Below are 23,184 nucleotides of genomic sequence, written 5' to 3' on the forward strand. Positions count from 1 at the left end.
GCTCACTTCTTCTTCGGCAAACCGGGAAGGCCGCCACCAAGACCGGGAAGCTTGGGTCCACCCAGACCGGGCAGTCCGCCGCCGGGAAGCCCCGGCATCCCACCCTTGGTGAGACCGGCTGCTTCCGCCTGCTTGGCGAGCGCCTCAAGCTGTTTCGGATCCATCTTGGACAGATCAGGCATACCGCCCATTCCACCCCCGAGGCCACCGAGCCCCATCTTGCTGGCAAGGCCACCCATCATCTGCTTCATCATTCCGCCCTTGCCCTTGCCCATGACTTTCATCATGTCGGCCATCTGGCGGTGCATCTTGAGAAGCTTGTTGATGTCGGCAGCATTCGTGCCGGAACCCTTGGCGATACGCTGCTTGCGGCTGTGCTTCAGGAGGTCCGGATTGGCGCGCTCGGCTTTGGTCATCGAGCCGATGATTGCGAGCTGACGGTCGAACACCTTGTCGTCCAGACCGGCTGCTGCTGCCTTGTCCTTCATGCCGCCCATGCCGGGCATCATACCCATGATGCTGCCCATACCACCGAGCTTTTTCATCTGGCCCAGCTGGTCGGCAAGATCGTTAAGATCAAACTTGCCCGACTGCATTTTCTTGGCCATCGCAGCGGCTTTTTCCGCATCGATGTTTTCGGCAGCCTTTTCGACGAGCGAAACGATGTCGCCCATGCCAAGAATACGGTCGGCAATGCGCTTGGGATAGAATTCCTCGAGCGCATCCATTTTTTCGCCGGTGGCGATCAGCTTGATCGGCTTGCCGGTGATGGCGCGCATCGAAAGGGCTGCACCGCCACGGCCATCGCCGTCCATGCGGGTCAGAACGATACCGGTGATGCCGACACGATCGTCGAAGTTGCGCGCCAGATTGACCGCGTCCTGACCGGTCAGGCTGTCGGCAACGAGCAGGATTTCATGCGGATTGGCGGCCTTGCGGATATCCGCCATTTCCACCATCAGTGGCTCGTCAATATGCGTGCGACCGGCGGTATCGAGAATGACGACATCATGTGCGCCAAGCTTTGCAGCCTGAACGGCGCGCCTGGCAATTTCGACCGGCGACTGACCGGCGATGATCGGCAGCGTGTCGACGCTGGTCTGGATGCCTAGCTGGCGAAGCTGCTCCTGCGCGGCCGGACGGCGCGTATCGAGCGAAGCCATCAGCACTTTCTTGCGCTGGCGCTCGGTCAAACGTTTGGCAATCTTGCCGGTCGTGGTCGTCTTACCCGAACCCTGCAGACCGACCATCATGATGACGACCGGAGCAGGCGCGTTGAGATCAATCGCAACGCCTTCGGTGCCCAGCATTTCGATAAGTTCGTCATGGACGATCTTGACGACCATCTGGCCGGGCTTGATGCTCTTGAGAATCTCTGCCCCGACGGCCTTCTCACGAACGCGGTCGGTGAAGGAGCGAACCACTTCCAGCGAAACGTCGGCCTCGATCAGCGCGCGACGCACTTCGCGCAGCGCTGCCGTCACGTCGGCTTCGGAAAGAGCGCCGCGTCCGGTAAGGCCGTTCAGGATGGAGCCAAGACGCTCCTGAAGTGATTCAAACATCAAATTTCCCTTTAATCCAAGAAGAGGCTTATGCTTCGTCAGGGATAAATCGTCCCGCTTATCTGCCAGTTCAAGAAGCAACCAAAGCGATACAGCACCCGAGGGCGCATCGCGCTGTCGGGTGTGGACCTCCGGGATCGTTTTATACCAAATGGGTCCCGGTCGGTGGCTCGCGTTCTGAAGATCGCGGATAGATTGGGCAGGCTTTAAGGCGACCAGCCTGCAATGTCAAGCAAAAGGCGGAAAACAGGCTGAAACCGGCCCCGGTTTTATCCAGGGCCGGTTTCACCTTATGGCTTCATTTTATTGTGCTGCCGCACCGGCAAGCGGATCACCGATGCCCAGCACATAAAGACCGATCATCAGCAGCGTTCCCGCCAGAACCACATAATAGATCGTGGGAATGATGGTCATGCGCAGTGTCGTGCCTTCACGTCCCAGCAATCCGACGGTCGCGGAAGCCGCCACGACATTGTGGATCGCGATCATATTGCCTGCCGCTGCACCCACCGACTGACCGGCGACCATCAGCGCACCGGAAATACCGAGCCCTTCCGCCACACCATACTGGAACTGGCTGAGCATGAGGTTCGATACCGTGTTGGACCCGGCAAGGAAAGCGCCCAGCGCACCAACGGACGGCGCGAAGAACGGATAGACATTTCCGACTTCCGTTGCCACCCACTCCGCAACCATCAGCGGCATGCTGATGAGTTCCTTGCCGTTGACGCCGGAATTGATCATGACGCGCACCATCGGCACGGTGAACAGAAGCACGAAGCCTGCACCCAGCAGCGTTTTGGTGCTTTCTCCGAACGCCTTGGCGAACTGTCCGCCATTCATGCGATGCAGGAAGAAGGTGATCACGCAGACGAGGACCAGAAGACCGCCCGGCAGGAATAGCGGCGTGAAATCACCGCCGATCCCGGTTTCGCCCATGATATCCTTGGCAACGAAAGTGACCGACTTCAGCGCATTGCCCACGGAAGGGAATGTACGGCTGGCCACCAGAAAGATCGCCAGAAGAATGTAGGGCGTCCATGCCAGAGCGAGCGGGATCTTCTTCGAGGTCAATTCATCCAGCTTGATCTGGACACTGCCGACCCAGCCTGCAGGCCATTGCGAAGCGGGAGGGAAATCCCAGATTTGCTTCGGCATCAGGAAGCCGGCGCGCGCCGCAAATGTTGCCAGCGCAAGTCCGACCAGACCGCCGATCATCGACGGGAATTCAGCGCCGAGGAAAACCGCGCTCAGCACATAAGGTATGGTGAAGGAGAAGGCCGCAAACAGCGCGAAGGGCAGAATGGCGAAGCCTTCCGTCCAGGAGCGGTTGCGCCCGAAGAAGCGGGTCATGATGACCACGAGGAACAGCGGCATGAACGTGCCGCAGATTGCGTGCAGGATAGCCACTTCCGATGTGATGATATGGAAAAACTGTTCCCAGCTCGATCCGACGCCCTGCAATTGCGCCGTCAGCGCCTCGCGATTGAGACCGGACTGGACACCGACGATCAGCGGCGTGCCGACAGCACCGAACGATACCGGTGTGGACTGGATGATCAGTCCGAAAGTAACGGCGGCAAGCGCCGGGAACCCGACAGCCACCATCAGCGGTGCCACAACGGCAGCAGGTGTGCCGAAACCGGATGCGCCCTCGATAAACGAGCCGAACAGCCAGGCAATCAGGAACACCTGAATGCGGCGGTCAGGGCTGATTTGGGCAAAGCCCGAGCGGATTGCAGAAATGCCGCCTGAATATTTAAGCGTATTGAGAAGCAGGATTGCGCCGAAAATGATCCAGAGCAGCCCCGCTGTCTGGATCAAGCCCTGAATGGTCGAAGCAATGACGCGGTTGCCGCTCATACCCCAGATCGCCATCGCGATCACCACAGTCAGCACATAGGTCACCGGCATCGCAATGCGGGCCTGAATACGAAATCCAACCAGCATCACGCCGGCTACAAGAATTGGTAAAAACGCAAATAGCGCAAGAAATCCGTTCGACATGTGGCGTCCTCCCCGTCAATGTCACGAACCCTGAAAAAAATCAGTGATGAGATGGTGGTAAAGAAATTTTACCAGTCCATCCATAAGCAATAGGTATGAAAGCCACAGCTTCCAAGCAAAAAATGCCGATCAAGGTTTGAGGGCCAACAAAAGCTTGCTGTTTTTGTACAAAAGTGTTTGTAGACGCGGCATTTCGCACCCGCTTCTTCCCGCTTTTGCCGTTGCCGCATGACATTTGGTGTAAGGAATGGCAAATTCGCGTCGAGGTCGAATCAACTCCAAAGGAGAAACGAATGGCATTGGTTGCCAAGGGCCGTTCTTGGACGGCAGCAGCAGTTCTTGCAGTGGGCATGATGACCGGAACAGGCATTGCCGAGGCAGCCCAGTGCGGCAACAACGCCGCCGGTTATAATGCCTGGCTCCAGCAGACGGTGAAGGAAGCCGCTTCGCGCGGTATCGGCAAGGCCGGGATCAGCGCGCTGGGCAATACCAAATATGCGCAGGCAACCATCAATGCCGACCGCAACCAGAAGAGCTTCAAGCTCTCCTTCGAACAGTTCATGCAGAAGCGCGGCGCTGATACCATCATCAAGCGCGGCCGTGCGCAGAAGCAGCAGAACGCTGCTCTCTTCGCCGCAATCGAAAAGCGTTACGGCGTTCCAGCCGGTCCGCTTCTGGCGATCTGGGGCATGGAAACCGGTTTCGGCGCCTATCTCGGCAAGCAGCACACGCTGTCGGCCGTCGCGACACTCGCTTATGATTGCCGTCGTAGCGACTATTTCACCGACCAGCTCTATGCGGCCCTTCAGCTGATCGACCGTCAGGATCTCAATCCGAATGCGGTTGGCGCCATGCATGGTGAAATCGGCCAGACGCAGTTCCTGCCGGTCAACGTCCTGAAATACGGCGTCGACGGCGACGGCAGTGGCCATATCGACATGGCGCGCTCCAAGGCGGACGCGCTTTATTCAACCGCGAACTTCCTCGTCGGCCACGGCTGGAAGCGTGGTGCGGGCTATCAGCCGGGTGAACCGAACTACGGCGCAATCCAGGGCTGGAATGCCGCACAGGTCTACCAGCGCGCCATTGCAGTTATGGGCAAGGCCATCGACGGCAACTAAGAACTGAAGGCTGAAATCGCAATTCTGCTTTGGAATTGCCACGGAAAAGCCTCAAGCTTCACAGAATAGCCCCAAAGTTTGGGGCTATTTTTGTATCTTTTCCCGCGATTTTTCACGTTTGGGAAAGAAAACCGTCAATTTAAGCTGTCCAAATTATGGCAAAACGGCCCCTCTCGATCTGAAAGGAGCCGTTTCAAGAAGCAATATTGAAAGCTGGATCAGGCTGGGTCAGGACGCTTGAAATCACCCGTCTGATGATCCATCACCCAAAGCTCGCCGGTCGAAATATCGAACCATGCGCCATGCAGGGTGAGCTTGCCCTTCTTCTCCAGAATGTCGACGCAAGGAAATGTGCGCAGATTGTTGATGGAGTAGCGGATCGATATCCGTTCCAGCGCGGTCTGGCGCTCGCTTTGCGTCATGAGCTGATTGCCGCTGATGGCTTCCGCGGCAGGCGCGATGAGGCTCATCCATTTGCCGATGAAATCGCCCGGCGAAAGCGGCGCGCTTTCGGTATCGAGCGCAGCCTTGATACCGCCGCAGCGGCCATGGCCCATGACGACGATATTCTTCACCTTGAGGCTCTGGACTGCAAATTCCAGTGCCGCCGAGGCAGCATGATATTCGCCGTCAGGCTCGTAGGGCGGAATGAGATTGGCAACATTGCGCAGGACGAAGATTTCGCCGGGCGCCGTATTGAAGATGGTTTCGGGAGCCGCACGCGAATCGCAACAAGCGATAACCAGCGTTTCCGGTGATTGTCCCTTATCGGCCAAATGGCGATATCGTGAGGTTTCGTGGGTAAAATGCTCGCGCATGAAGGTTCGATAACCGGCGAGAAGTGAGTCTGGAAGATCAACCATATTTTTCCAATATCCCTATCGAAAACCGAGATCAATCGAAATGCATTGAACGGGCTGCGTCCAATTGGACATGCAATCCTGTTCGCTTTCATGCAAGCTTCTCAAGCCCATATCGCCATGCGAAGACCGAAAGCGTCATGTTCCACATGGTCGGGATGCGGGCGAGCTTCTCCGCGCGTATAGCGACCGGCCACAAGATACATGGCGCAGGCATCGAGAAAGTCATCCTCTTTTGCGCCGCGCGGAACGGGACCTTTCAAAAAATCCTCAGGCAATCCGCAACGTTGCAGCAATGCCCGGCGTTCAGCCATCCCGTCCGGGTTGACGCAGCTTTTGATCTTCTTCGGCAAGGACATAGCCTTCATGCCATTCAGCGCTGCAAAGGCCAATTCGGGATGCGATTCGATGACGCGCGCGGCAAGCCCGGCATCGCAGCGCAACAATTCATCCACCTCGCAAATCTTCGGGAAAAGCCCGAAAGCCTGCCGGGAAACCTTGCGTGGCGGGTCGGTTCGTTCGAGCGACAGCGCACAGCTCTCGCGATAATCCTCGGCATAGACGGCAGCACGCGGCGGAATGGAAAAGACACTCGATTGCCGCTGGCCGAGATGCGCCCGCGCGGCCCGCTCCGCCGCTCGCCCGTCTTTTTCCGGCAGGCCGATCGGCATATCGACGGCAATGATCGCCCCATCCGGAAGCGATCGCAACAAAGCGGCAAAGCTGGCGAATACTTCCGTGCGCAAGCCACTTTCGCCACCAATCACTGCAATCCAGCCGCGAGGGCAGCCGTCAACGCCAGCGAACACAGTGGCCGGAGATGTCACGCGCGAAGCCCCTTGGTCGGATGCATCAGCCGCCGCGTCTGCACCATCGCCATCGGCGTGGCGAGGCTCGACGCATCGGCCTCCAGCATTAATTCATCCGCCCCGCGCTTGGCCGAGCGCGCCATGATTTCGAACACTGCCGCCGTGGTGCTTTGCAGCATCTTTTCTTCCGGCATGCCGGACAGGCGGCGCGCGAGAAACACGGCTGACGTCAGATCGCCAAGACCGTTGGTCGGACCATCGACACGGCGATGCTCGGCCATCAGCGCCACAGTGGGCGTCAGCAGAATATTGCCGATGCTGCCGGTCATCAACGGAAAGGCCGATGTGACCAGCATGGTTGCCGGACCAGCCTCCAGCGCGGCCTCCATCAAGGCGTTATTGTCTTCCAGTGGAACACCGGTCAGCCAGGAAAGCTCGAACCGATTGGGCGTTGCAATATCGGCGAGCGGCAGAAGCTTGTCACGAATGCCCATGGCAGTCGCTTCCGGCACATAAAGCCCCTTTTCATCGCCGATCACCGGATCGCACAGATAGACGGATTGCGGATTTTTCGCCTTTACGGCTTTGACCAGTTCGGCAACGGCTGCCGCTTGTTCAGGATGTCCCAGATAGCCAGTCAGGACGGCGCCGACTTCGCCAAGCCACGGCGCGCGCTGAAGATCCTGCATCAGGCGCGAAAACTCTTCCGCCGGCGGCACGATGCGTCCGGCCGGAGCGCCTGGAACTCCGTGGCCCGGATGCCAGGGCAGCACCACTGTCGGCACGGCCCAGACGGGAAATCCCAGCGTTTCCAATGCGAAAACGGCGGCACGATTGCCGACAGAACCGCGCACGACATGGCTTGAGATGACAATAACGGTTGTCGCATCCGAAGGCGCAGAAAGCGTCATTGGGTACCTAGCTTTGCATGAGATAGAAAATGAGCCAGACGATGATCGCCAGCGTGATGAGGAAGCCGAGACCGCGCCCGACACGCGTGGCCCAAAGCTCGATAGGATCATTTTCGGGAGCGTCGGCGGCAGTCAGATGATGCGCCGTCCGGGTAAACCTGCGCCGTACGATACCTTCGGCACCGGTCTGCTCGCGTTCGAGCCGGTCAAGAATACGCCGGGCCTCTTCCTGGCGCTCGCGCCCCGGCCCGCCGCCTTCCCCTATGCCCGCCTGCTGGCGCTCGCCCATGCTCTGCCTGCCTGTCGAATAGTATTGACGGACACAGCATCACGCCCAAAGGACCGTTCTGCAAGCAGAATATTACGTGTTCAGGCGAGCTTTACGATGAGCTTTCCAAAATTGCCGCCTTCCAGCAGGGAAATGAAAGCTGTCGGCGCATTTTCCAACCCCTCAGCGATATCCTCGCGATAGCGCACCTGCCCGTCGGCAATCCACTTCACCATGTCATGATAGAAAGCCGGCCTCTGATCGGCAAAGTCACGCTGGATAAAGCCGCGAATGGTCAGGCTTTTCGACAAAATATCCCGCATCACCGGCGGCAGCCGGTCTGGCCCATCGAACGGTCCGGTCTGATTATACTGCGCGATCAGGCCACAGACCGGCACACGCGCAAACTGGTTCAACAGTGGAAACACCGCCTCGAAAACCTTGCCGCCGACATTCTCGAAATAAACATCGATACCCTTCGGACAGGCCTGCGCCAGTTCCTGCGCAAAATTCTCGCTGCGGTGGTCAATCGCCACATCGAAGCCGAACTCGTCGATCAAGGCCTTGCATTTAGCCGCCCCGCCCGCAATGCCGACGGCGCGCGCGCCTTTCATCCGGGCAATCTGCCCGACAGCAGAACCGACAGGTCCGGTTGCCGCAGCAACCACGACGGTTTCGCCCGATTTCGGTTGGCCGATGGTGAGCAGACCGGAATAGGCGGTAAAGCCCGGCATGCCAAGAACGCCAAGCGCCGTCGTTACTGGCGCTTCCTTCGGATCGAGCTTGCGCAAGGACGAGGCATCGGCGACCGCATAATCCTGCCAGCCGGAATGGGAAAGCACGAAATCACCTGGAGCAAAGCCAGCACTTCTGCTTTCAATGACTTCGCCGACCGTGCCGCCTTCCATCAGTTCGCCGATTGCCACTGGCGCAGCATAGGATTTGGCAGCGCTCATACGCCCACGCATATAGGGGTCGAGCGACAAATAGTGCAGTCTCAGGAGAACCTCGCCGTCACCGGGGCTCGGGATCGCCGCTTCCTCCAGCCGGAAATTTTCTGCGGTCGGTCGACCGTCTGGGCGCGATGCGAGCACGATACGGCGGTTGATCTTTTCGCTCATGGACGGAACTCCTGATAGTGATGATCAGACTTCAAGCTTTGTATTATTTAGGGCGTTGATCGGAAAAGTTGACCTCTTGCCATCGGGATCAAGCTATACATCCATTGTAAGCGTCTGGCTTGGAAAGCTGTTCTAGAACGCATCCCGAAAAGTGTGAAACGGTTTCCGGAACAGACGCACGTTAAAACGTGCAATTTCGCCCCACGCATCACCCTCTTTGCAATCCGCTCCAGCTTTGGGACATATGGCATGAATCAGGACAGGCTTTTTCTCTTGAAACCCGGCTTTGAAGACCCGGCTTATCCCGGCCAGCAATTCTATTGCTGGCATTGTGCACTCATCGAAGGTGTTCTGGCTTCATTTCCGGAGCTGGGAAACAGGCTGGACATCAAGCGCATCGACTGGCAGCGCCCCCGCAAATCCGTCATAGCGCTGGCAGGCGAAGACAATCAAAGCCTACCCTTGCTAATATTGAAGGATGGTGACCGCTCCGCGTTCGAGACCGGCGTGCATGAAGGGCGTTCACTGATCGCCGACCCGCATAAGATACTGTCTGCCCTCACCGAGCGGCATGGTTGCCCGCCACTACACCCCTGAAACAAAAACCCCGCCACAAGGGCGGCGTTTCGCTTGGCGGACTGTAAGGTTGCCGATCACCTCATCCTGAATTCATCGAAGGACGAGGTGACGAGTGCAAGGCTTACTTCATCGTCGGGATGACGAACTCAGCACCATCCTTGACGCCAAGCCGCGCGCCCGCAGCGGAGCGAGGACGCGCAAGCAAAGCATAGTCTGGCGTTACTTCATCGTCGGGATGACGAATTCTGCACCATCTTTCACGCCAGACGGCCAGCGCGAGGTGACGGTCTTGGTCTTGGTGTAGAAGCGGAAGGCATCCGGGCCGTGCTGGTTGAGATCGCCGAAACCGGAAGCTTTCCAACCGCCGAAGGTGTAGTAGGCGATTGGAACCGGGATCGGCACGTTGATACCGACCATGCCGACCTGAACGCGGCTGGCGAAATCGCGGGCCGCATCGCCATCACGGGTGAAGATGGCAACGCCGTTACCAAATTCATGTTCATTCGGCAGAGCCAGCGCTTCCTCGTAGTTCTTGGCACGAACGACCGAGAGAACCGGGCCGAAGATTTCTTCCTTATAGATGCGCATGTCCGACGTGACATTGTCGAACAGGCAGCCGCCCATGTAGAAGCCGTTCTCATAGCCCTGCATCTTGAAGTTACGGCCATCGACGACCAGCTTCGCGCCTTCCTCGACGCCGAGATCGACATAACCGCGAATGCGGTCAAGGGCTGCCTTGGTCACAACCGGGCCGTAATCGGCGGAATTGTCGGTGGACGGGCCGATCTTGAGCGATTCAACGCGCGGGATCAGCTTTTCCATCAGGCGGTTGGCGGTGTCTTCACCGACCGGAACAGCAACGGAAATTGCCATGCAGCGTTCGCCTGCCGAGCCGTAACCGGCACCGATCAGCGCATCGACGGTCTGGTCCATATCGGCATCGGGCATGATGAGCATGTGGTTCTTGGCGCCGCCGAAGCACTGTACGCGCTTGCCGTTCGAGCAGCCGCGACCATAGATATACTGGGCAATCGGCGTGGAACCGACGAAGCCGATGGCCTGTACGTCCGGATCGTCGAGCAATGCATCGACCGCATCCTTGTCACCGTTGACCACGTTGAAGATACCGGCAGGCAGACCAGCTTCCATGAACAGTTCGGCCAGACGCATCGGGACGCCGGGGTCGCGTTCGGACGGCTTCAAAATGAAAGCGTTGCCGCTGGCAATCGCCGGGCCGGCTTTCCAGAGCGGGATCATGGCCGGGAAGTTGAACGGCGTGATACCGGCAACAACGCCAAGCGGCTGGCGCATGGAATAGGTGTCGATGCCTGTACCGGCATTGTCGGTGAACTCACCTTTAAGCATATGCGCAGAACCGAGGCAGACTTCCACCACTTCAAGACCGCGCTGGATGTCGCCCTTGGCATCGGCAATCGTCTTGCCGTGCTCGCGTGCCAGCAATTCGGCCAGGCTGTCATATTCGGCTTCGACCAGCTCGAGGAACTTGCGCAGGACGCGGACGCGGCGCTGCGGATTGGTCGCGCCCCATGCAGGCTGTGCAGCCTTGGCGTTTTCGACCGCAGCGCGCACTTCAGCCTTGGTGGCCAGCGCCACTTTCGCCTGCACCGTGCCGTCAAGCGGCTGGAAAACGTCGGCGGTGCGACCGCTGTTGCTGGCAACGTGCTTGCCGCCGATGAAATGTCCGATATTGCGCATCGAAGAACCTCCCTGATGATCGCTTTGGAGAGCTTGCAAAGCTCCCATCGTTGACCTCATCTTGACTCTGCAAATTCATGATTGCAAGACACTGAAAAGCGTATCCGTTGTGCAAATTTTATAGTACTAAGGAAACATGCTCACGCAGAGAACATCATGAACTGGGACGATATTCGCATTTTTCTGGCTGTCGCTCGCTCAGGCCAGATTCTGGGCGCGGCCAAACGGCTTGGTCTCAACCACACCACCGTCGCGCGGCGGCTGACCGCGCTTGAAACGGCGCTGTCCACCACACTTCTGACACGCCGCACCAACGGCTCGACGCTGACGCAGGCTGGCGAGGAGTTTCTGCTTGCCGCCGAACGCATGGAAGCTGAAATGCTTTCCGCCCGCTCCCAGGTCGGCAATGCGGATATTGCCGTGTCCGGCACCGTGCGGATCGGCGCGCCGGACGGGTTCGGGGTCAATTTCCTGGCGCCGCGGCTGGCACGGCTGACACAGAAATATCCCGACCTCACCATCCAGCTGGTGCCGGTGCCGCGTTCGTTTTCGCTGTCTCGCCGCGAGGCTGATATTGCCATTACGGTCGAACGTCCGGAGCAAGGCAGGCTGATTGCGCGCAGGCTCGTCGATTACACGCTTAGTCTCTATGCGCATCGCAGCTATCTGGAGGAAAACGGCACGCCGGAAAACACCGACGATCTCGCCCGGCACCGGCTTATCGGCTATGTGGAGGATCTCGTCATCAATCCATCGCTGGCCTATGCACCGGAAATCAGCCGCGACTGGAAAGCCGCCTTCGAGGTATCCAGCGCATTGGGGCAGGTCGAGGCCGTGCGGGCCGGCGCAGGTATTGGTATATTGCACGCCTTCATCGCCCGCGCCGATCCCGATCTCGTGCCAGTCCTGCCCGACCGGGTGATCCGCCGCGCCTACTGGCTCGCCTATCACGAATCCGCCCGCACACTGCGGCGTGTTACCGCCATATCGGCGTTGATTTCCGAACTGGTAGAGAGCGAGAAGTCACTCTTCAGCTAAGCTTCATATAGGCGACCATGACACCAACGATCATCGCGGCCGGAACGAACAGGGCGTCGAGACCGATGAAATAGTGGCCGAGGCCGCCACCGACAGCGCCCAGCATCAGGGATAGCCAGACCGCCACATGCTGCAGCCAGCGCCATTTCGGCGTCTCCCCGCGCAGCGAACAAGCAAGATCAGCGGCAGCGTTGAAGAGCGTGCCCGTCACATAGGTCACGCCAAGACGCGCAGCACCGATCGGCTGCACCGCGGCGTTCTGCGCGCCCATGGCGGCGGCAAGCAGCAGCACCGGCTGGATGAGCATCGCGCCCTCACGCTGCAGCACGCCGACCATCAGCAAAATCGCCACGACGCTCGCCATCACATAGAGGCTGCCCCGGCGGCCATAGGCGCGCACCGCAAGCGTGCCAAAGAAGGCGCCTGAGAAGAACAACACGATCAGGATCGCGGGAAACCAGATCAGCACCGTGCCTTGCACACCCGGCTGTCCCGCCAGCGCAACACCGAGCTGCGTGGTGTTACCGCTCATGAAAGAGGCAAAGAACCCGCCCAGTTGCAGGAAGGCAATCGCATCGACGAAGCCAGCCGATGCGGTGAGAACAAGACCGAGCGACAGTTTGGAATTCGGTGTCATTTCATTGGATTTCGAGAAAGGAAACGGCCCGGCTCGAATGGCCGGACCTTATAAACCGTCTGATCGTCAGGCGCGTTTGACGATGCGCAGAATAATCAGCAGGATGGCCGCACCGATAAAGGCGTTCACGATCGAGGCGACCATACCTCCGCCGACGGAAAATCCGAGACGCGGCAAAAGCCAGCCCGCAAAAAATGCGCCGATCACGCCAACGATGATATTGCCGATCAGACCGAAACCGCCACCCTGCACAACCTTACCGGCCAGCCAGCCAGCGATGAGACCCACGAAAAGAAATACGAGAAGACTTCCAACATCCATGCGCTTTTCTCCCTCTCAAAACGCAACCGTTCGGTGCGCCTGAAGCGAGTTGACAATATGTTGGTCACGCGCACAAGAGGGGCAAGGAAATTTGAGTTCATCCTAAAACTGCCGCGCATTTTCAGGATGAGCCTGCAAATTACGGGGCCAGATGCCGGAACGCGGCCACGACTTCCTCGTAAACCTTGCGCTTGAAGGGAACGATCAGTTCCGGCAGTTCCGACATAGGTTTCCATTCCCAGCGGTCGAATTCGGCAGTATGTCCGCCGGGCGGCGGGTTGATGGCAATCTCGCTCTCGTCGCCCTCGAAACGATAGGCAAACCATTTCTGCGTCTGACCGCGATATTTGCCCTTGAGCGCCTGGCCAACCAGATGCGGCGGCAGATCATAGTTGATCCAGTTCGAAGCTTCTTCGAGCAGGGATACCGACTTCATGCCGGTCTCCTCATAGAGTTCGCGGATAGCCGCTTCGACCGGGTCCTCGCCCTTGTCGATACCGCCCTGCGGCATCTGCCAGAGCTGGGTCGCGCCGTCCATCTCGTCGCCCGGTATGACGATACGGCGGCCGGCCCAGACCAGCCCGGTCTTGTTCAACACCATCAACCCGACGCATGGGCGGTAGGGCAAGCTTTCAGGATCGATAGGGCCTTTGTGCTTCGACATGACATTCTCCATGATATGTAAACTTAGAGCATTTCCGAGCCAAAAGTGCGAAGCGCTTTTGCGTAGGATAATGGGCAAAAACAAAGGGATAAAGCATTTCCAATGATTCAGTTCAAACTGGAAATGCTCTATTGCCGTTCCGGATCGCGGACCAGCGCCGAAACGGGAACAATTTCGATGCCGCGCTTTTTGACCTCATTGGCCCATTCCGCAACCGCGTCGACAGTCACCGCAAAGGCCGAACCGGTGCCGATGGCGCTACCATTGGCGCGCGCGGTCCGCTCCAGTTCGTCGAGGCGATCGAGGATCGCGCCGCGCTCCTGCGCCGCATCGATCAAAACATTGGCGGCAGCGAAAGGCACGGCGTCGCGCTCGGCAATCTTGTCAGCCTGACTGCGCGCCGACGTGCCGTCATCGAGATAATACAGGCCGCGTCTGCCGACCTCACCCAACACCGGAGCAAAAGCATCCGCCTCGGATGTGAAACGTGCACCCATGTAGTTCATGATACCGGCATAATTGGTCATCCGCGACAGCGCCCACAGCACTGAAGCCTGATTCTTCTGAGGCCCGTCATCAACCGTCAGCGTATTGCGACCCGGATTGACACGTGGATAATCGAAAGGCTCCATCGGCAATTGCAGCACAAGTTCATGACCGTTTTGCCGGGCTGCCTGCATCCATCGCTGCAGACTGTTGCCCTGCGGCGCAAATCCGAGTGTGACCTCTGGCGGAAGCTTGTCAACCGCCTCCATGCTGCCGGTTTGCGACAATCCCAGTCCGCCGATGACAATGGCGACCCGCGCCCCGCGCGCGCCGGACCAGCCGACCGCATAGGCATCCATCGGGCGCAGCCCGTCTGCCCCGCGCACCGGAAGCGGTCCGGTGGGGCTTTGCTCGACCAGCGCCTGTTCCGGCAGATGCGCGACACGCTTATCTTGCCCGGATTGATGCGTGTTCTGCACCACAACCACATTGCCTTCCGCCGTACCGGCAGTGACACCTGGCATGCCGGGCGGCATATCGGGTGTCACTTTGATGATGGCAGGACCCGGCTGGCCGTTCGTTCCGCGCAGCGCACTACCGGGCGGCGGCGTATTGCCGGTTACCGGTTTCGTCTCGGTCTTGACGGCTGGCGCTTCGGCTTGCGAGGGTTCCACAGCAGCGGTTTCGGTTTTGCGGAAACCCGCCTGATTGTTCTGCCAGATGGCGAATACTGCACCACCGGCAAGACAAAGCCCCGCCACAACGGCAAGACCTGTCATTGACGAACGAAAAGCGCGGGAGCGTGAGCCCCCGCGCTTTTGCGGCTTCTTGTCCAGTCCTAACGGGCTGTTCAGATCCAGCATGGAGCGATCAGTTCAACACGCCCTTCTTCGGATCCGGCGGGAATGCGGCATTGGCCACTTCGCCACGCAGGAGCTTGAAGGCTTCGTTGAGCTGGATATCGTCCTTCGGATCGGCCGGGACATAAGCCGACGAACCGGAGCCATTATCATCTTCGGCATTGCCCTTGATATGGCCCTTGAGTTCGGATTCGCCGCGAACGACGTCCTCACCCTTCAGTTCAGCCGGCAAAGGCTGATCGACCTTGATGTCAGGCGTGATGCCCTTGCCCTGAATCGACTTGCCCGACGGCGTGTAATAAAGCGCCGTCGTCAGACGCAGCGAACCGTTTTCGCCAAGCGGAATGATCGTCTGCACCGAGCCCTTGCCGAAGGACTGCGTGCCGAGCACGGTGGCGCGGCGATGATCCTGAAGCGCACCGGCAACGATTTCCGACGCGCTGGCCGAGCCGCCATTGATCAGTACGATAACCGGCTTGCCATCAGTCAGATCGCCCTTGCGTGCATCGAAGCGTGTCACATCCTGCGGATCGCGGCCACGAGTCGAAACGACTTCGCCCTTGTCGAGGAAGGCATCGGAAACGGCGACCGCCTGATCGAGCAGGCCACCTGGATTGAGGCGAAGATCCAGCACAAAGCCCTTGAGCTTGTCGGCAGGAATCTTGTCCTGAATATCCTTGATCGCCTTCTTCAGATCCTCGGAGGTCTGTTCGGTGAACGAGATGACGCGCAGATAACCGATATCGTTCTCGACACGATAGCGAACGGCCTTCACCTTGATGACGGCGCGTGCAATCTTCAGCGTGATCGGCTTGTCGGCACCCTGGCGCAGGATGGTCAGTTCGATAGGCGAACCGATTTCACCGCGCATCTTGTCGACCGCATCAGTCAGCGAAAGGCCGCGAACTTCCTGTCCGTCGATCTTGGTGATGAGATCACCTGCCAGCACACCAGCCTTGGAAGCTGGCGTATCGTCGATCGGTGCAATGACCTTCACGAGATCGTTGTCCATGGTGACTTCGATGCCGAGACCGCCAAATTCACCCTTGGTCTGCACGCGCATGTCCTGCGCGGCTTCCGGGTTGAGATAGGAGGAATGGGGATCGAGCGAGGTCAACATGCCGTTGATCGCGCTTTCAGTCAGCTTCTTATCGTCCGGCGGCGTCACATATTGCGCGCGCACCCGTTCGAAAATATCGCCGAAAAGAGCCAGTTCCTTGTAGACATCGCTATCTTTCCCTGCCGCAAAAGCGGTGGAAGCCGGCGCGCCCTGGACCATCACCATGGCTGACGCCCCCAGAAGGGCCCCGGCGAACAGCAGCGACAGTTTACGTATCATTTTCACGTCCTTCCAGAAAGCCGTTCGGTCCACCAAGGGGCAGGATCGACGGGTTTTCCATCCTTTCGAAATTCAATGTAAAGCAATGGCGCACCATTGCCCACCTCTATCGGCGCAACACTTGCGAGAAGTTTTTCACCCATTGCACCGACCGGCTCTCCTGCAAGTACAAATTGGCCTTGCGATACGTCGATTCGACCCATGCCAGCCATTACGACATGATATCCATTGCCCGCGTCGAGTATCAAGAGCTGCCCGTAAGAACGGAATTTGCCCGCGTAAAGTATCACGCCATCGGAAGGTGACGTAATCGTGGCGGAAGGCAAGGTTTCGACCACCTGCCCCATCATGCTGCCGCCGACGCCATCCTTCTCGCCGAAGTGCCGCATTGTCTTGCCAGCCGCTGGCAGAGCGAGCTTGCCCTGCAGGGACGCAAAATCGATCTGGGCCCGCAGATGATTGTCGTCCGGCGTCGAATCTCCGGCCTTTTCCCTTGCAGCAGCAAGGCGATCCGCCTCTGCCTTGCGGGCTTCTTCGGCCGCATCGCGCACGCCTGCCATCTGCTTGTCGAGCCCGTCGATAAGGTCTTTCAGGCTGCCCGCCTTGGCGGCGAGTGCTTCGGAACGCACGCGCTGGGCATTGATTTCCTGTTCCGATTGCGACTGTAATTTCTTCTTCTCTTCAAGAAGAAGTGATTGCCGCTTCTGTTCTTCCGCCTGAACTGTGCGGGTTGCTTTCAGTTTTTCCTGCTCTTCCGTAATGGAAGCGGTTACCCGCTGCATATCCTTCAGATCGCCGGTCAGCTCCTCCACTTGGCTGCGCATTTCAGGCACTACGGCACCAAGGAGAACGGCGCTGCGCACAGAGGCAAGCGCATCGTCAGGCCGAACGAGAATAGCCGGCGGCGGATTCAAGCCCATGCGCTGCAAAGCGGCCAGCACCTCCGCCAGAACGCCGCGCCGCGCTCGCAGCGATGATCGGATGCCGTCTTCCTGCTCGCGCAGCGCGGTCAGCTTGTCGGCAATATCGGCAATATCCTGCTGCAGCTTCTTGTCGGTCTTGGCCGACTGGATCAGCGCTGCCGTGATGGTCGTCTGGTCCTTCTTGAGCCCGGCCACCTCGTCTTCGAGCTGTTTCAGCTTGTCGCCGGTGACGGTGAGTTCGTTGGAAAGCTTTTCATATTCGCTTGCCGCCTGATCGCGCTGCTGTTGCAAGGCTTCCTGCGCAAAAACCGACGGCGCGCAAAAGAACAGCCCGGCCAAAATGACGCCAGCCAAAAGGGGGCCAGCCTGCGTGAAAGCAGGCAATCGTGGTCGTTTGAAAAGGCGTACAGGACTCATGCGTGTTCTATCGGGACGAAACAAGGCCAAATTCGGAACTGAAACTAGCCCGAACCCGTTAACGAACCATCAACCATAACCCCGTCAACCGCAATGCCATCTGCAGTCATCGAGCCGCTTATGAATCGATCAGACCAAGTTCGGCTTTCCTACGTCGCATCATTTCACGCATCGATGTCGTGCGGAGGGCCGCCTTTTCATCGACCGTTTCGGTCTTTTTCCAGATGCCGTAGTGTTGCCGGAAATAGTCGATCACCAGCAAATCCGCCTCGACACGGTCCTGTCCGTCCTCGACATGGTTTAGAAGAGCGCTCACGCCGCTTCCCTTGCCTTCGGCACGGCGGCTGTTCTGGCCGATCATCCAGATCGGAATGCCGCGCCTTTCCAGATGACCGGAAATCCAGGGATCATCCACCGTCCACATGATATCGGGGATATCGTAGAACAGGTCATCGAACCAATCGGGATGAACAAGGACGCCGGCAAAACCGGAAATATGATCAACATAGCCGGGCATGCTCCGGTCCGGCTTGTGCAGAAACAGGGAAGCGATCCGCTTCATCCTGTATTTATAGTCCTTGGGTTTCCAGCGGCTGCGTGGAAGCCGGTCGGCGGGCCTGCCTGCATCGGCAATATCGGGAAATGTTTCCCCGACTTCGATGATGCAATGGCCCGGCTTGCGCGCGGCTTCCGTTTTGAAACGCCTGTGCCACGCGGCGTCGTAGATCTTGTCGTCGTCGCAGAACAGAATATCCACATCCCGCCCCTTGAGGTCGCGGGCGGCTGGCAGAACCTTGGTGGCAGGTCCGAGGTCCTCGTCACAGCGAACAATTGTTATACCCGCTGGTACTTCGGGCAAGCGCCCGTCCCAGTCCGGAAAACGCCTATACTTGCGCGGTATATAAAGGCGAACTTCCTCAGCCTTCAGTCTTTGCGACAGAAGCGACAAAAGAGTTGGCTTCAATAGATGAAAACGTGGCGGAATGGTCGATAGCGTTATGACGGTAGGCCTGCTCATGTTCCCCAAGCACTTTAGTTTATTCTAATAAAACAATGCATTATGAACAATCAAATGCATTTTCTATGGGGAGCAATCCTAAGATTTCAGCGCTTTGTCAAGGTAATGAAGATCGTCACGAACGATGATGGAGCGAATTGGCACACTGGATCGTTTCTAGCGCGCGTTTCGATCTGATTGAATCGGATCGGCGCTCTAAGCTATTCAATTTTGAGCATAATCTTATCGATTATCGTTTCACTCCGGTCGGATTATTCTCTAGCCACTCCAAAAGTGCACGCCGGGTTGCAATCTCCGATGGCTCGGAACGCGTGAAAGCCCACCAGATATTGGCGCCTTGCCAGACGCTTGCCATCTGCCAGCCGAGACGTTCAGCTTTTCCCGCGTCATCCGAAAGCCGCCGCCCGAGCGCATCCGCCAGATAAAGTCCCCATGCTGCCCCCCGCGCCCGCAAGACCGGATTTCGAATGTCCTCACGCAGAAGCAGCAGGCCGTCTGTGGCGTTATATTCCGCAGTACCAGAGGGCGTCAGCGCCATCAGCAGATCAACCGCACCTTGCGGCGTGAGTGCGGCGTTTTCATCGGCTGTACGCGTTGCCGCATCGAGCTGATCCCATGCCCGCAACAGCACCGCCTCAAGCATGGATTGACTACTGCCATAACGCTGGACAAGCGTTGCAGCCGAAAGCCCGGCCGCCTTTGCAGCCCGCGCAAAGGTAAGCCCGGTGGGACCTGCTTCCACCACCACGGCCAGCAGCCGATCGAGCACTGCCTCATCAGGCACGGATTTGGTTCTTGCCATGGATAATATAAACGTATATTCATTTATAAGTCAACAGGAACGTTCATCATGGCAAGGATTGTCGGCTACATCGCCGCCAGTCTCGACGGATTTATTGCCGCCGGGAATGGAAACCTCGACTGGTTGTTCAAATATGGGGACGCTGACCTCGGCGAGCACAACTATCGCAACTTCATCAAAGGCATACGCACCGTTGTCATGGGCCGCGCTACCTATGACTTCGTGGCTGAAAGCGATGAGCCTTGGGCCTATGGCGACCAAAGGTGCATCGTCGTCACGTCGCGGCCTATCGGGAACCCGAAGGGACCGCTCGAACGACGTCAGGATGTGGATGCGTTGATCGCTGAATTGCGGGCGCTCGACGATGGCGATGTCTGGATGCTCGGCGGCGGGCAATTGCAAATGGCATTTCTGGAACGCGGCGCGCTGGATGAGATCGAAATCTACCTCATTCCCGAACTCATCGGCGGCGGCATACCGCTATTTCCTGCAACCGGCTTCAGGGCGAGCCCTGTTCTCCTCAGCGCCAAGACACTTGACCGCGGCTGCGTCCGCCTGCATTACGCATTTCACGAGCGGTGATAAGGGTGGCCCGCCAGAATGGTGGCAGCGCGATAAAGCTGCTCGGCAATCAGAATGCGGGCGATCTGGTGCGGCCACGTCAATTCGCCCAGCGCCAGAACGAGATCGGCGCGTGATCGCAATGCCGGATCGTGGCCGTCCGGCCCGCCAATGGCGACGATAAGCTGACGCTTGCCATCGTCCCGCATCCGCCCGATGCGTTCCGCAAAGGCTTCCGATCCGAGCGCCTTGCCGCGCTCGTCAAGCAGGATCAAAGCAGCGCCCCCAGAACTGGCATTGTCGAGCGCTTCATGGATGCGCTGGGCCTCTTCGGCCTTGCGCAACTCTGCCGTCTGGCCCCTGCTTTCGGGAATTTCGCTCACACCGGCGAATTCAAGCCCCAATGGCGGTCCAGCTTTCGAAAATCGGTCGAAATAACGCTCGACCAGTTCCCGTTCGGGGCCGGCTTTCATCCGGCCCACGGCAAAAACACTCACACGCATGACGCTCTCATTTCATCGGATTAAAGCGTATCACGCTTTAATCTTCTTTTTTCACGCATTATCCTCCGCAAAACCGCTTCGCACTTTTGCGGGAAATGCTCTAATGCACCAATCCCGGCGCTCGTTCGGTCTCGAACGCGTCGAAACCCTCATCGAGCCAGATCTTCTCGATATTGTAGAAGTCACGGACTTCCGGTCGGAAGACATGGACGATGATATCGCCGGTATCAATGAGAACCCAGTCGCCACTCTCGAGACCTTCGACCCGAATATCCTTGCAGCCTGTTTCACGCAGGGCCTGCAGAAGATGGTCGGCAACCGCCGTCACATGGCGATGCGAACGGCCCGACGCGACGATCATATAATCGCCGATCGTTGATCTTCCGCGAATGTCGATGGGGATGATGGATTCCGCCTTGGAGTTTTCGAGACTGGCCAAGGCCGCGTCGAAGGTCTGGGACACGAGATCGGACTCGTCCATCCTGACCGTTGAAGGCGCGTGATGAGCCTTCTTCTCAATTGCTGTTCTCAGTGTATTCCCTTTCTTACCAGAACAACGCCGTGTGGCAGTGATAAGCACCACACACCTTAAAATAGGCAGAGTCCCTGTTTTGTTTCAAGAGTATCGGCTTTTCCGGCCCGTTCACTTTTTCAGTTTTCCGCCCATTTTGCATATATCTTGTTAAAATCGTCACGAAAACATCAAGATCATGTACGGGTTTTGCGGATCGCGCTCGAAGACAGCGACGAACGCGGTCCATGGATGAAGGTCCAGGCCGGGGGCGTGCGTCGCGCCAGCATCGACGCATATTGTTCATCGACGCGGCTGTCGGAGAATGTCTGCGCCATGCGTGACGACAGATAGGCCAGTGTGGAACCCGGCCGGTCGATGACCGCAATCGGAAAATTCTGCGCGATCTCGCGCCAGCGCTGCCAGCGGTGGAAGGAGGCGAGATTGTCCGCACCCATTACCCAGACAAAATGGACACCGGGATTGGCATCGCGGATGAGCGCCAGCGTATCCGCCGTATAGCGCACATTGAAGGCTGCTTCGAGCGCCGTCACCTTGATACGCGGGTCGGATGCGATTTCCTCGCTCAGCTTCAGCCGGTCGGCAAGCGGCGCCAGTTCGCGACTGTCCTTCAGCGGGTTGCCGGGCGTCACCATCCACCAGAGCTGGTCGAGCTTCAGCCGCCGGATGGCAATTTCCGCCACCAGCGCATGCCCGCCATGCGGCGGGTTGAACGAGCCGCCGAACAGCCCGACCGCCATGCCCTTTTCGACATGCGGCATGCGCAGATAATGCGCATCGACACCGGGATATTGTTCCTTCAATGCGGAAAGACCGAAGCCGAATTTCATCCGCGTCTAACCACGAATCTGCCCGTTGCCGCGCACACGATATTTGAACGAGGTGAGCTGTTCGACGCCGACCGGCCCACGCGCATGCATTTTGCCGGTGGCGATACCGATTTCCGCACCCATGCCGAACTCGCCACCATCGGCAAATTGCGTCGAGGCATTGTGCAGGAGAATGGCCGAGTCGATCTCGTTGAAGAAACGTGCAACCGCCTCCGCATCCTGCGCCACGACCGCTTCCGTATGGTGCGAGGAATAGCGGTTGATGTGTTCAATCGCCCCCGAAATACCGTCAACCAGCGCAACGGAAATAATCGCATCAAGATATTCGGTCGACCAGTCTTCCTCGGTCGCAGGCTTTGCTGCCGGATAGAGCGCCAGCACGTCCTGCGAACCGCGAATTTCACAGCCCTTGGCGGCAAGGTCGTCAAGGATAGGCACCAGATGCGTGCCTGCCACGGCGCGATCCACCAGAACCGTTTCCGCCGCACCGCAGATCCCGGTGCGCCGCATCTTGGCATCGACCGCAATCTTGCGGGCCATGTCGAGATCAGCGGACTTGTCGACATACAGATGGCAGATGCCTTCCAGATGCGCAAAGACCGGCACCCGTGCTTCCGACTGAACGCGTGCAACAAGGCTTTTGCCGCCGCGCGGCACGATCACGTCAATCGCACCGTCCAGACCTTTCAGCATTTCGCCGACAGCGGCACGGTCGGTCACCGGCACGATCTGGATCGCATCGGCAGGCAGGTTGGCTGCTTCAAGCCCCTCGACCAGCGCCTTGTGAATGGCAGCCGACGAATGCGCGGAATCCGAGCCACCACGCAAAATGACGGCATTGCCCGCCTTGAGGCACAGCGCGCCAGCATCGGCGGTCACATTGGGGCGGCTTTCATAAATGACACCGATAACACCGAGCGGCGTGCGCACGCGCTCGATATGGAGGCCATTCGGGCGGTCCCACTCGGCAATCACTTCCCCGACCGGATCAGGCAGGGCAGCGATGGCGCGGATACCCTCGGCGATGGCATTGATCCGGCTGTCATCGAGCGTCAGGCGATCAACGAAAGACGCGGCCATGCCGCTGTTTTCCGCATGGCTAAGATCAAGCTTGTTGGCTTCAAGAATGGCATCTTTGTTTGCGAGCATCGCATCGGCGGCGGCAAGCAAGGCTTTGTTTTTCTGTTGAGGCGAAGCGATGGAAAGCGGAGCCGCTGCCTGCCGAGCTTTACGGCCAACCTTTGCCATGATGGCTGCAATGTCAGTTTCGGCACCCACTTTGTTCAACATCCTCTTCCC

General features: G+C 58.4%; 24 protein-coding genes. 4 read left to right on the forward strand and 20 right to left on the reverse strand.

All coding sequences use genetic code 11. The features are described 5' to 3' along the window. Nucleotides 1–2: 2 nt before the first annotated feature. Both ffh and CQZ93_RS12025 read right to left on the reverse strand, forming a co-directional pair. Entirely contained in the window at nucleotides 3–1,562 is a 1,560-nt protein-coding gene (gene ffh, locus CQZ93_RS12020; protein ID WP_105542754.1) for a signal recognition particle protein, read from the reverse strand. A gap of 303 nt (nucleotides 1,563–1,865) precedes the next feature. Next, nucleotides 1,866–3,569: an L-lactate permease gene (locus CQZ93_RS12025; RefSeq protein ID WP_105542755.1), complete on the reverse strand. Its 1,704-nt coding sequence runs from the start codon at nucleotides 3,567–3,569 to the stop codon at nucleotides 1,866–1,868. A gap of 293 nt (nucleotides 3,570–3,862) precedes the next feature. Between CQZ93_RS12025 and CQZ93_RS12030 the strand changes: the two genes are divergently transcribed. Beyond that, entirely contained in the window at nucleotides 3,863–4,690 is an 828-nt protein-coding gene (locus CQZ93_RS12030; RefSeq protein WP_105542756.1) for a lytic murein transglycosylase, read from the forward strand. A gap of 218 nt (nucleotides 4,691–4,908) precedes the next feature. Here CQZ93_RS12030 and CQZ93_RS12035 read toward each other — a convergent pair whose 3' ends face one another. The 5 genes from CQZ93_RS12035 to curA all read right to left on the reverse strand — a co-directional run bounded on the left by CQZ93_RS12035 (nucleotide 4,909) and on the right by curA (nucleotide 8,659). Then, the gene (locus CQZ93_RS12035; RefSeq protein WP_105542757.1) at nucleotides 4,909–5,553 is read right to left on the reverse strand and encodes a carbonic anhydrase; all 645 of its coding nucleotides are present in this window, start codon (nucleotides 5,551–5,553) and stop codon (nucleotides 4,909–4,911) included. Between the two features lie 101 nt (nucleotides 5,554–5,654). Continuing rightward, nucleotides 5,655–6,377 carry a DUF429 domain-containing protein gene (locus tag CQZ93_RS12040; RefSeq protein ID WP_105542758.1) on the reverse strand — a complete coding sequence of 241 codons (723 nt, stop codon included), beginning with the start codon at nucleotides 6,375–6,377 and terminating at the stop codon, nucleotides 5,655–5,657. Next, nucleotides 6,374–7,270 carry a pyridoxal kinase PdxY gene (gene pdxY / locus CQZ93_RS12045; RefSeq protein ID WP_105542759.1) on the reverse strand — a complete coding sequence of 299 codons (897 nt, stop codon included), beginning with the start codon at nucleotides 7,268–7,270 and terminating at the stop codon, nucleotides 6,374–6,376. Before pdxY ends, CQZ93_RS12040 begins: the two co-directional genes overlap by 4 nt. A gap of 7 nt (nucleotides 7,271–7,277) precedes the next feature. Next, nucleotides 7,278–7,559: a hypothetical protein gene (locus CQZ93_RS12050; protein WP_105542760.1), complete on the reverse strand. Its 282-nt coding sequence runs from the start codon at nucleotides 7,557–7,559 to the stop codon at nucleotides 7,278–7,280. 80 nt (nucleotides 7,560–7,639) lie between these two features. Continuing rightward, nucleotides 7,640–8,659: an NADPH-dependent curcumin/dihydrocurcumin reductase gene (curA, locus tag CQZ93_RS12055; RefSeq protein WP_105542761.1), complete on the reverse strand. Its 1,020-nt coding sequence runs from the start codon at nucleotides 8,657–8,659 to the stop codon at nucleotides 7,640–7,642. Nucleotides 8,660–8,908: 249 nt separating this feature from the next. On the opposite strand from curA, the gene CQZ93_RS12060 reads away from it, so the two are divergent. Then, entirely contained in the window at nucleotides 8,909–9,256 is a 348-nt protein-coding gene (locus CQZ93_RS12060) for a DUF3088 domain-containing protein (RefSeq protein ID WP_105543293.1), read from the forward strand. 201 nt (nucleotides 9,257–9,457) lie between these two features. On the opposite strand, the gene CQZ93_RS12065 is transcribed toward CQZ93_RS12060, so the two are convergent. Beyond that, nucleotides 9,458–10,954: a CoA-acylating methylmalonate-semialdehyde dehydrogenase gene (locus tag CQZ93_RS12065; RefSeq protein WP_105542762.1), complete on the reverse strand. Its 1,497-nt coding sequence runs from the start codon at nucleotides 10,952–10,954 to the stop codon at nucleotides 9,458–9,460. 156 nt (nucleotides 10,955–11,110) lie between these two features. Between CQZ93_RS12065 and CQZ93_RS12070 the strand changes: the two genes are divergently transcribed. Continuing rightward, nucleotides 11,111–11,992 carry a LysR family transcriptional regulator gene (locus tag CQZ93_RS12070; RefSeq protein WP_105542763.1) on the forward strand — a complete coding sequence of 294 codons (882 nt, stop codon included), beginning with the start codon at nucleotides 11,111–11,113 and terminating at the stop codon, nucleotides 11,990–11,992. Here the strand turns inward: CQZ93_RS12070 and CQZ93_RS12075 are convergent. From CQZ93_RS12075 to CQZ93_RS12110, 8 genes are all read right to left on the reverse strand, one after another. Then, on the reverse strand, nucleotides 11,985–12,629 hold the full coding sequence (locus tag CQZ93_RS12075) for a YoaK family protein (RefSeq protein ID WP_105542764.1): 645 nt from the start codon (nucleotides 12,627–12,629) through the stop codon (nucleotides 11,985–11,987). The two genes, CQZ93_RS12070 and CQZ93_RS12075, sit on opposite strands and share 8 nt — an antisense overlap. Before the next feature lie 66 nt (nucleotides 12,630–12,695). Beyond that, on the reverse strand, nucleotides 12,696–12,950 hold the full coding sequence (locus CQZ93_RS12080; protein WP_105542765.1) for a GlsB/YeaQ/YmgE family stress response membrane protein: 255 nt from the start codon (nucleotides 12,948–12,950) through the stop codon (nucleotides 12,696–12,698). Nucleotides 12,951–13,089: 139 nt separating this feature from the next. Then, the gene (locus tag CQZ93_RS12085; RefSeq protein WP_105542766.1) at nucleotides 13,090–13,614 is read right to left on the reverse strand and encodes an RNA pyrophosphohydrolase; all 525 of its coding nucleotides are present in this window, start codon (nucleotides 13,612–13,614) and stop codon (nucleotides 13,090–13,092) included. 128 nt (nucleotides 13,615–13,742) lie between these two features. Further along, nucleotides 13,743–14,963: a divergent polysaccharide deacetylase family protein gene (locus CQZ93_RS12090; protein WP_105542767.1), complete on the reverse strand. Its 1,221-nt coding sequence runs from the start codon at nucleotides 14,961–14,963 to the stop codon at nucleotides 13,743–13,745. A 7-nt stretch (nucleotides 14,964–14,970) separates the two neighbouring features. Then, nucleotides 14,971–16,299, reverse strand: coding sequence for a S41 family peptidase (locus tag CQZ93_RS12095; RefSeq protein ID WP_105542768.1), 1,329 nt, complete (start codon nucleotides 16,297–16,299; stop codon nucleotides 14,971–14,973). A 2-nt stretch (nucleotides 16,300–16,301) separates the two neighbouring features. Continuing rightward, on the reverse strand, nucleotides 16,302–17,639 hold the full coding sequence (locus tag CQZ93_RS12100) for a murein hydrolase activator EnvC family protein (protein WP_105542769.1): 1,338 nt from the start codon (nucleotides 17,637–17,639) through the stop codon (nucleotides 16,302–16,304). A 118-nt stretch (nucleotides 17,640–17,757) separates the two neighbouring features. Continuing rightward, nucleotides 17,758–18,657, reverse strand: a complete 900-nt coding sequence (locus CQZ93_RS12105; protein ID WP_105542770.1) for a hypothetical protein — start codon at nucleotides 18,655–18,657, stop codon at nucleotides 17,758–17,760. Nucleotides 18,658–18,886: 229 nt separating this feature from the next. Then, nucleotides 18,887–19,459, reverse strand: coding sequence for a TetR family transcriptional regulator (locus tag CQZ93_RS12110; protein ID WP_105542771.1), 573 nt, complete (start codon nucleotides 19,457–19,459; stop codon nucleotides 18,887–18,889). Between the two features lie 48 nt (nucleotides 19,460–19,507). On the opposite strand from CQZ93_RS12110, the gene CQZ93_RS12115 reads away from it, so the two are divergent. Next, entirely contained in the window at nucleotides 19,508–20,041 is a 534-nt protein-coding gene (locus CQZ93_RS12115) for a dihydrofolate reductase family protein (RefSeq protein ID WP_105542772.1), read from the forward strand. Here CQZ93_RS12115 and rlmH read toward each other — a convergent pair. The 4 genes from rlmH to CQZ93_RS12135 all read right to left on the reverse strand — a co-directional run bounded on the left by rlmH (nucleotide 20,029) and on the right by CQZ93_RS12135 (nucleotide 23,175). Further along, on the reverse strand, nucleotides 20,029–20,523 hold the full coding sequence (rlmH, locus tag CQZ93_RS12120; protein WP_105542773.1) for a 23S rRNA (pseudouridine(1915)-N(3))-methyltransferase RlmH: 495 nt from the start codon (nucleotides 20,521–20,523) through the stop codon (nucleotides 20,029–20,031). The two genes, CQZ93_RS12115 and rlmH, sit on opposite strands and share 13 nt — an antisense overlap. Nucleotides 20,524–20,623: 100 nt before the next feature. Further along, entirely contained in the window at nucleotides 20,624–21,004 is a 381-nt protein-coding gene (gene rsfS / locus CQZ93_RS12125; RefSeq protein ID WP_105542774.1) for a ribosome silencing factor, read from the reverse strand. A 227-nt stretch (nucleotides 21,005–21,231) separates the two neighbouring features. Next, nucleotides 21,232–21,885: a nicotinate-nucleotide adenylyltransferase gene (locus tag CQZ93_RS12130; protein ID WP_105542775.1), complete on the reverse strand. Its 654-nt coding sequence runs from the start codon at nucleotides 21,883–21,885 to the stop codon at nucleotides 21,232–21,234. A gap of 6 nt (nucleotides 21,886–21,891) precedes the next feature. After that, nucleotides 21,892–23,175, reverse strand: coding sequence for a glutamate-5-semialdehyde dehydrogenase (locus CQZ93_RS12135; protein WP_105542776.1), 1,284 nt, complete (start codon nucleotides 23,173–23,175; stop codon nucleotides 21,892–21,894). Nucleotides 23,176–23,184 lie beyond the last annotated feature (9 nt).

The sequence above is a fragment of the Ochrobactrum vermis genome, from assembly GCF_002975205.1.
In the GTDB taxonomy this organism is placed as follows: Bacteria; Pseudomonadota; Alphaproteobacteria; order Rhizobiales; family Rhizobiaceae; genus Brucella; species Brucella vermis.

Bases quoted from the DNA above. Each gene is read 5' to 3' on its own strand.
- CQZ93_RS12075 (WP_105542764.1), bottom strand. From the start codon at position 12,629: ATGACACCGAATTCCAAACTGTCGCTCGGTCTTGTTCTCACCGCATCG.
- CQZ93_RS12130 (WP_105542775.1), bottom strand. From the start codon at position 21,885: ATGAAATTCGGCTTCGGTCTTTCCGCATTGAAGGAACAATATCCCGGT.
- CQZ93_RS12070 (WP_105542763.1), top strand. From the start codon at position 11,111: ATGAACTGGGACGATATTCGCATTTTTCTGGCTGTCGCTCGCTCAGGC.
- CQZ93_RS12095 (WP_105542768.1), bottom strand. From the start codon at position 16,299: ATGATACGTAAACTGTCGCTGCTGTTCGCCGGGGCCCTTCTGGGGGCG.
- ffh (WP_105542754.1), bottom strand. From the start codon at position 1,562: ATGTTTGAATCACTTCAGGAGCGTCTTGGCTCCATCCTGAACGGCCTT.
- CQZ93_RS12085 (WP_105542766.1), bottom strand. From the start codon at position 13,614: ATGTCGAAGCACAAAGGCCCTATCGATCCTGAAAGCTTGCCCTACCGC.
- CQZ93_RS12025 (WP_105542755.1), bottom strand. From the start codon at position 3,569: ATGTCGAACGGATTTCTTGCGCTATTTGCGTTTTTACCAATTCTTGTA.
- rsfS (WP_105542774.1), bottom strand. From the start codon at position 21,004: ATGGACGAGTCCGATCTCGTGTCCCAGACCTTCGACGCGGCCTTGGCC.
- CQZ93_RS12030 (WP_105542756.1), top strand. From the start codon at position 3,863: ATGGCATTGGTTGCCAAGGGCCGTTCTTGGACGGCAGCAGCAGTTCTT.
- curA (WP_105542761.1), bottom strand. From the start codon at position 8,659: ATGAGCGAAAAGATCAACCGCCGTATCGTGCTCGCATCGCGCCCAGAC.
- CQZ93_RS12090 (WP_105542767.1), bottom strand. From the start codon at position 14,963: ATGCTGGATCTGAACAGCCCGTTAGGACTGGACAAGAAGCCGCAAAAG.
- CQZ93_RS12080 (WP_105542765.1), bottom strand. From the start codon at position 12,950: ATGGATGTTGGAAGTCTTCTCGTATTTCTTTTCGTGGGTCTCATCGCT.
- CQZ93_RS12105 (WP_105542770.1), bottom strand. From the start codon at position 18,657: ATGAGCAGGCCTACCGTCATAACGCTATCGACCATTCCGCCACGTTTT.
- CQZ93_RS12065 (WP_105542762.1), bottom strand. From the start codon at position 10,954: ATGCGCAATATCGGACATTTCATCGGCGGCAAGCACGTTGCCAGCAAC.
- CQZ93_RS12110 (WP_105542771.1), bottom strand. From the start codon at position 19,459: ATGGCAAGAACCAAATCCGTGCCTGATGAGGCAGTGCTCGATCGGCTG.
- CQZ93_RS12050 (WP_105542760.1), bottom strand. From the start codon at position 7,559: ATGGGCGAGCGCCAGCAGGCGGGCATAGGGGAAGGCGGCGGGCCGGGG.
- CQZ93_RS12115 (WP_105542772.1), top strand. From the start codon at position 19,508: ATGGCAAGGATTGTCGGCTACATCGCCGCCAGTCTCGACGGATTTATT.
- CQZ93_RS12035 (WP_105542757.1), bottom strand. From the start codon at position 5,553: ATGGTTGATCTTCCAGACTCACTTCTCGCCGGTTATCGAACCTTCATG.
- CQZ93_RS12060 (WP_105543293.1), top strand. From the start codon at position 8,909: ATGAATCAGGACAGGCTTTTTCTCTTGAAACCCGGCTTTGAAGACCCG.
- rlmH (WP_105542773.1), bottom strand. From the start codon at position 20,523: ATGCGTGTGAGTGTTTTTGCCGTGGGCCGGATGAAAGCCGGCCCCGAA.
- CQZ93_RS12100 (WP_105542769.1), bottom strand. From the start codon at position 17,639: ATGAGTCCTGTACGCCTTTTCAAACGACCACGATTGCCTGCTTTCACG.
- CQZ93_RS12135 (WP_105542776.1), bottom strand. From the start codon at position 23,175: ATGTTGAACAAAGTGGGTGCCGAAACTGACATTGCAGCCATCATGGCA.
- pdxY (WP_105542759.1), bottom strand. From the start codon at position 7,270: ATGACGCTTTCTGCGCCTTCGGATGCGACAACCGTTATTGTCATCTCA.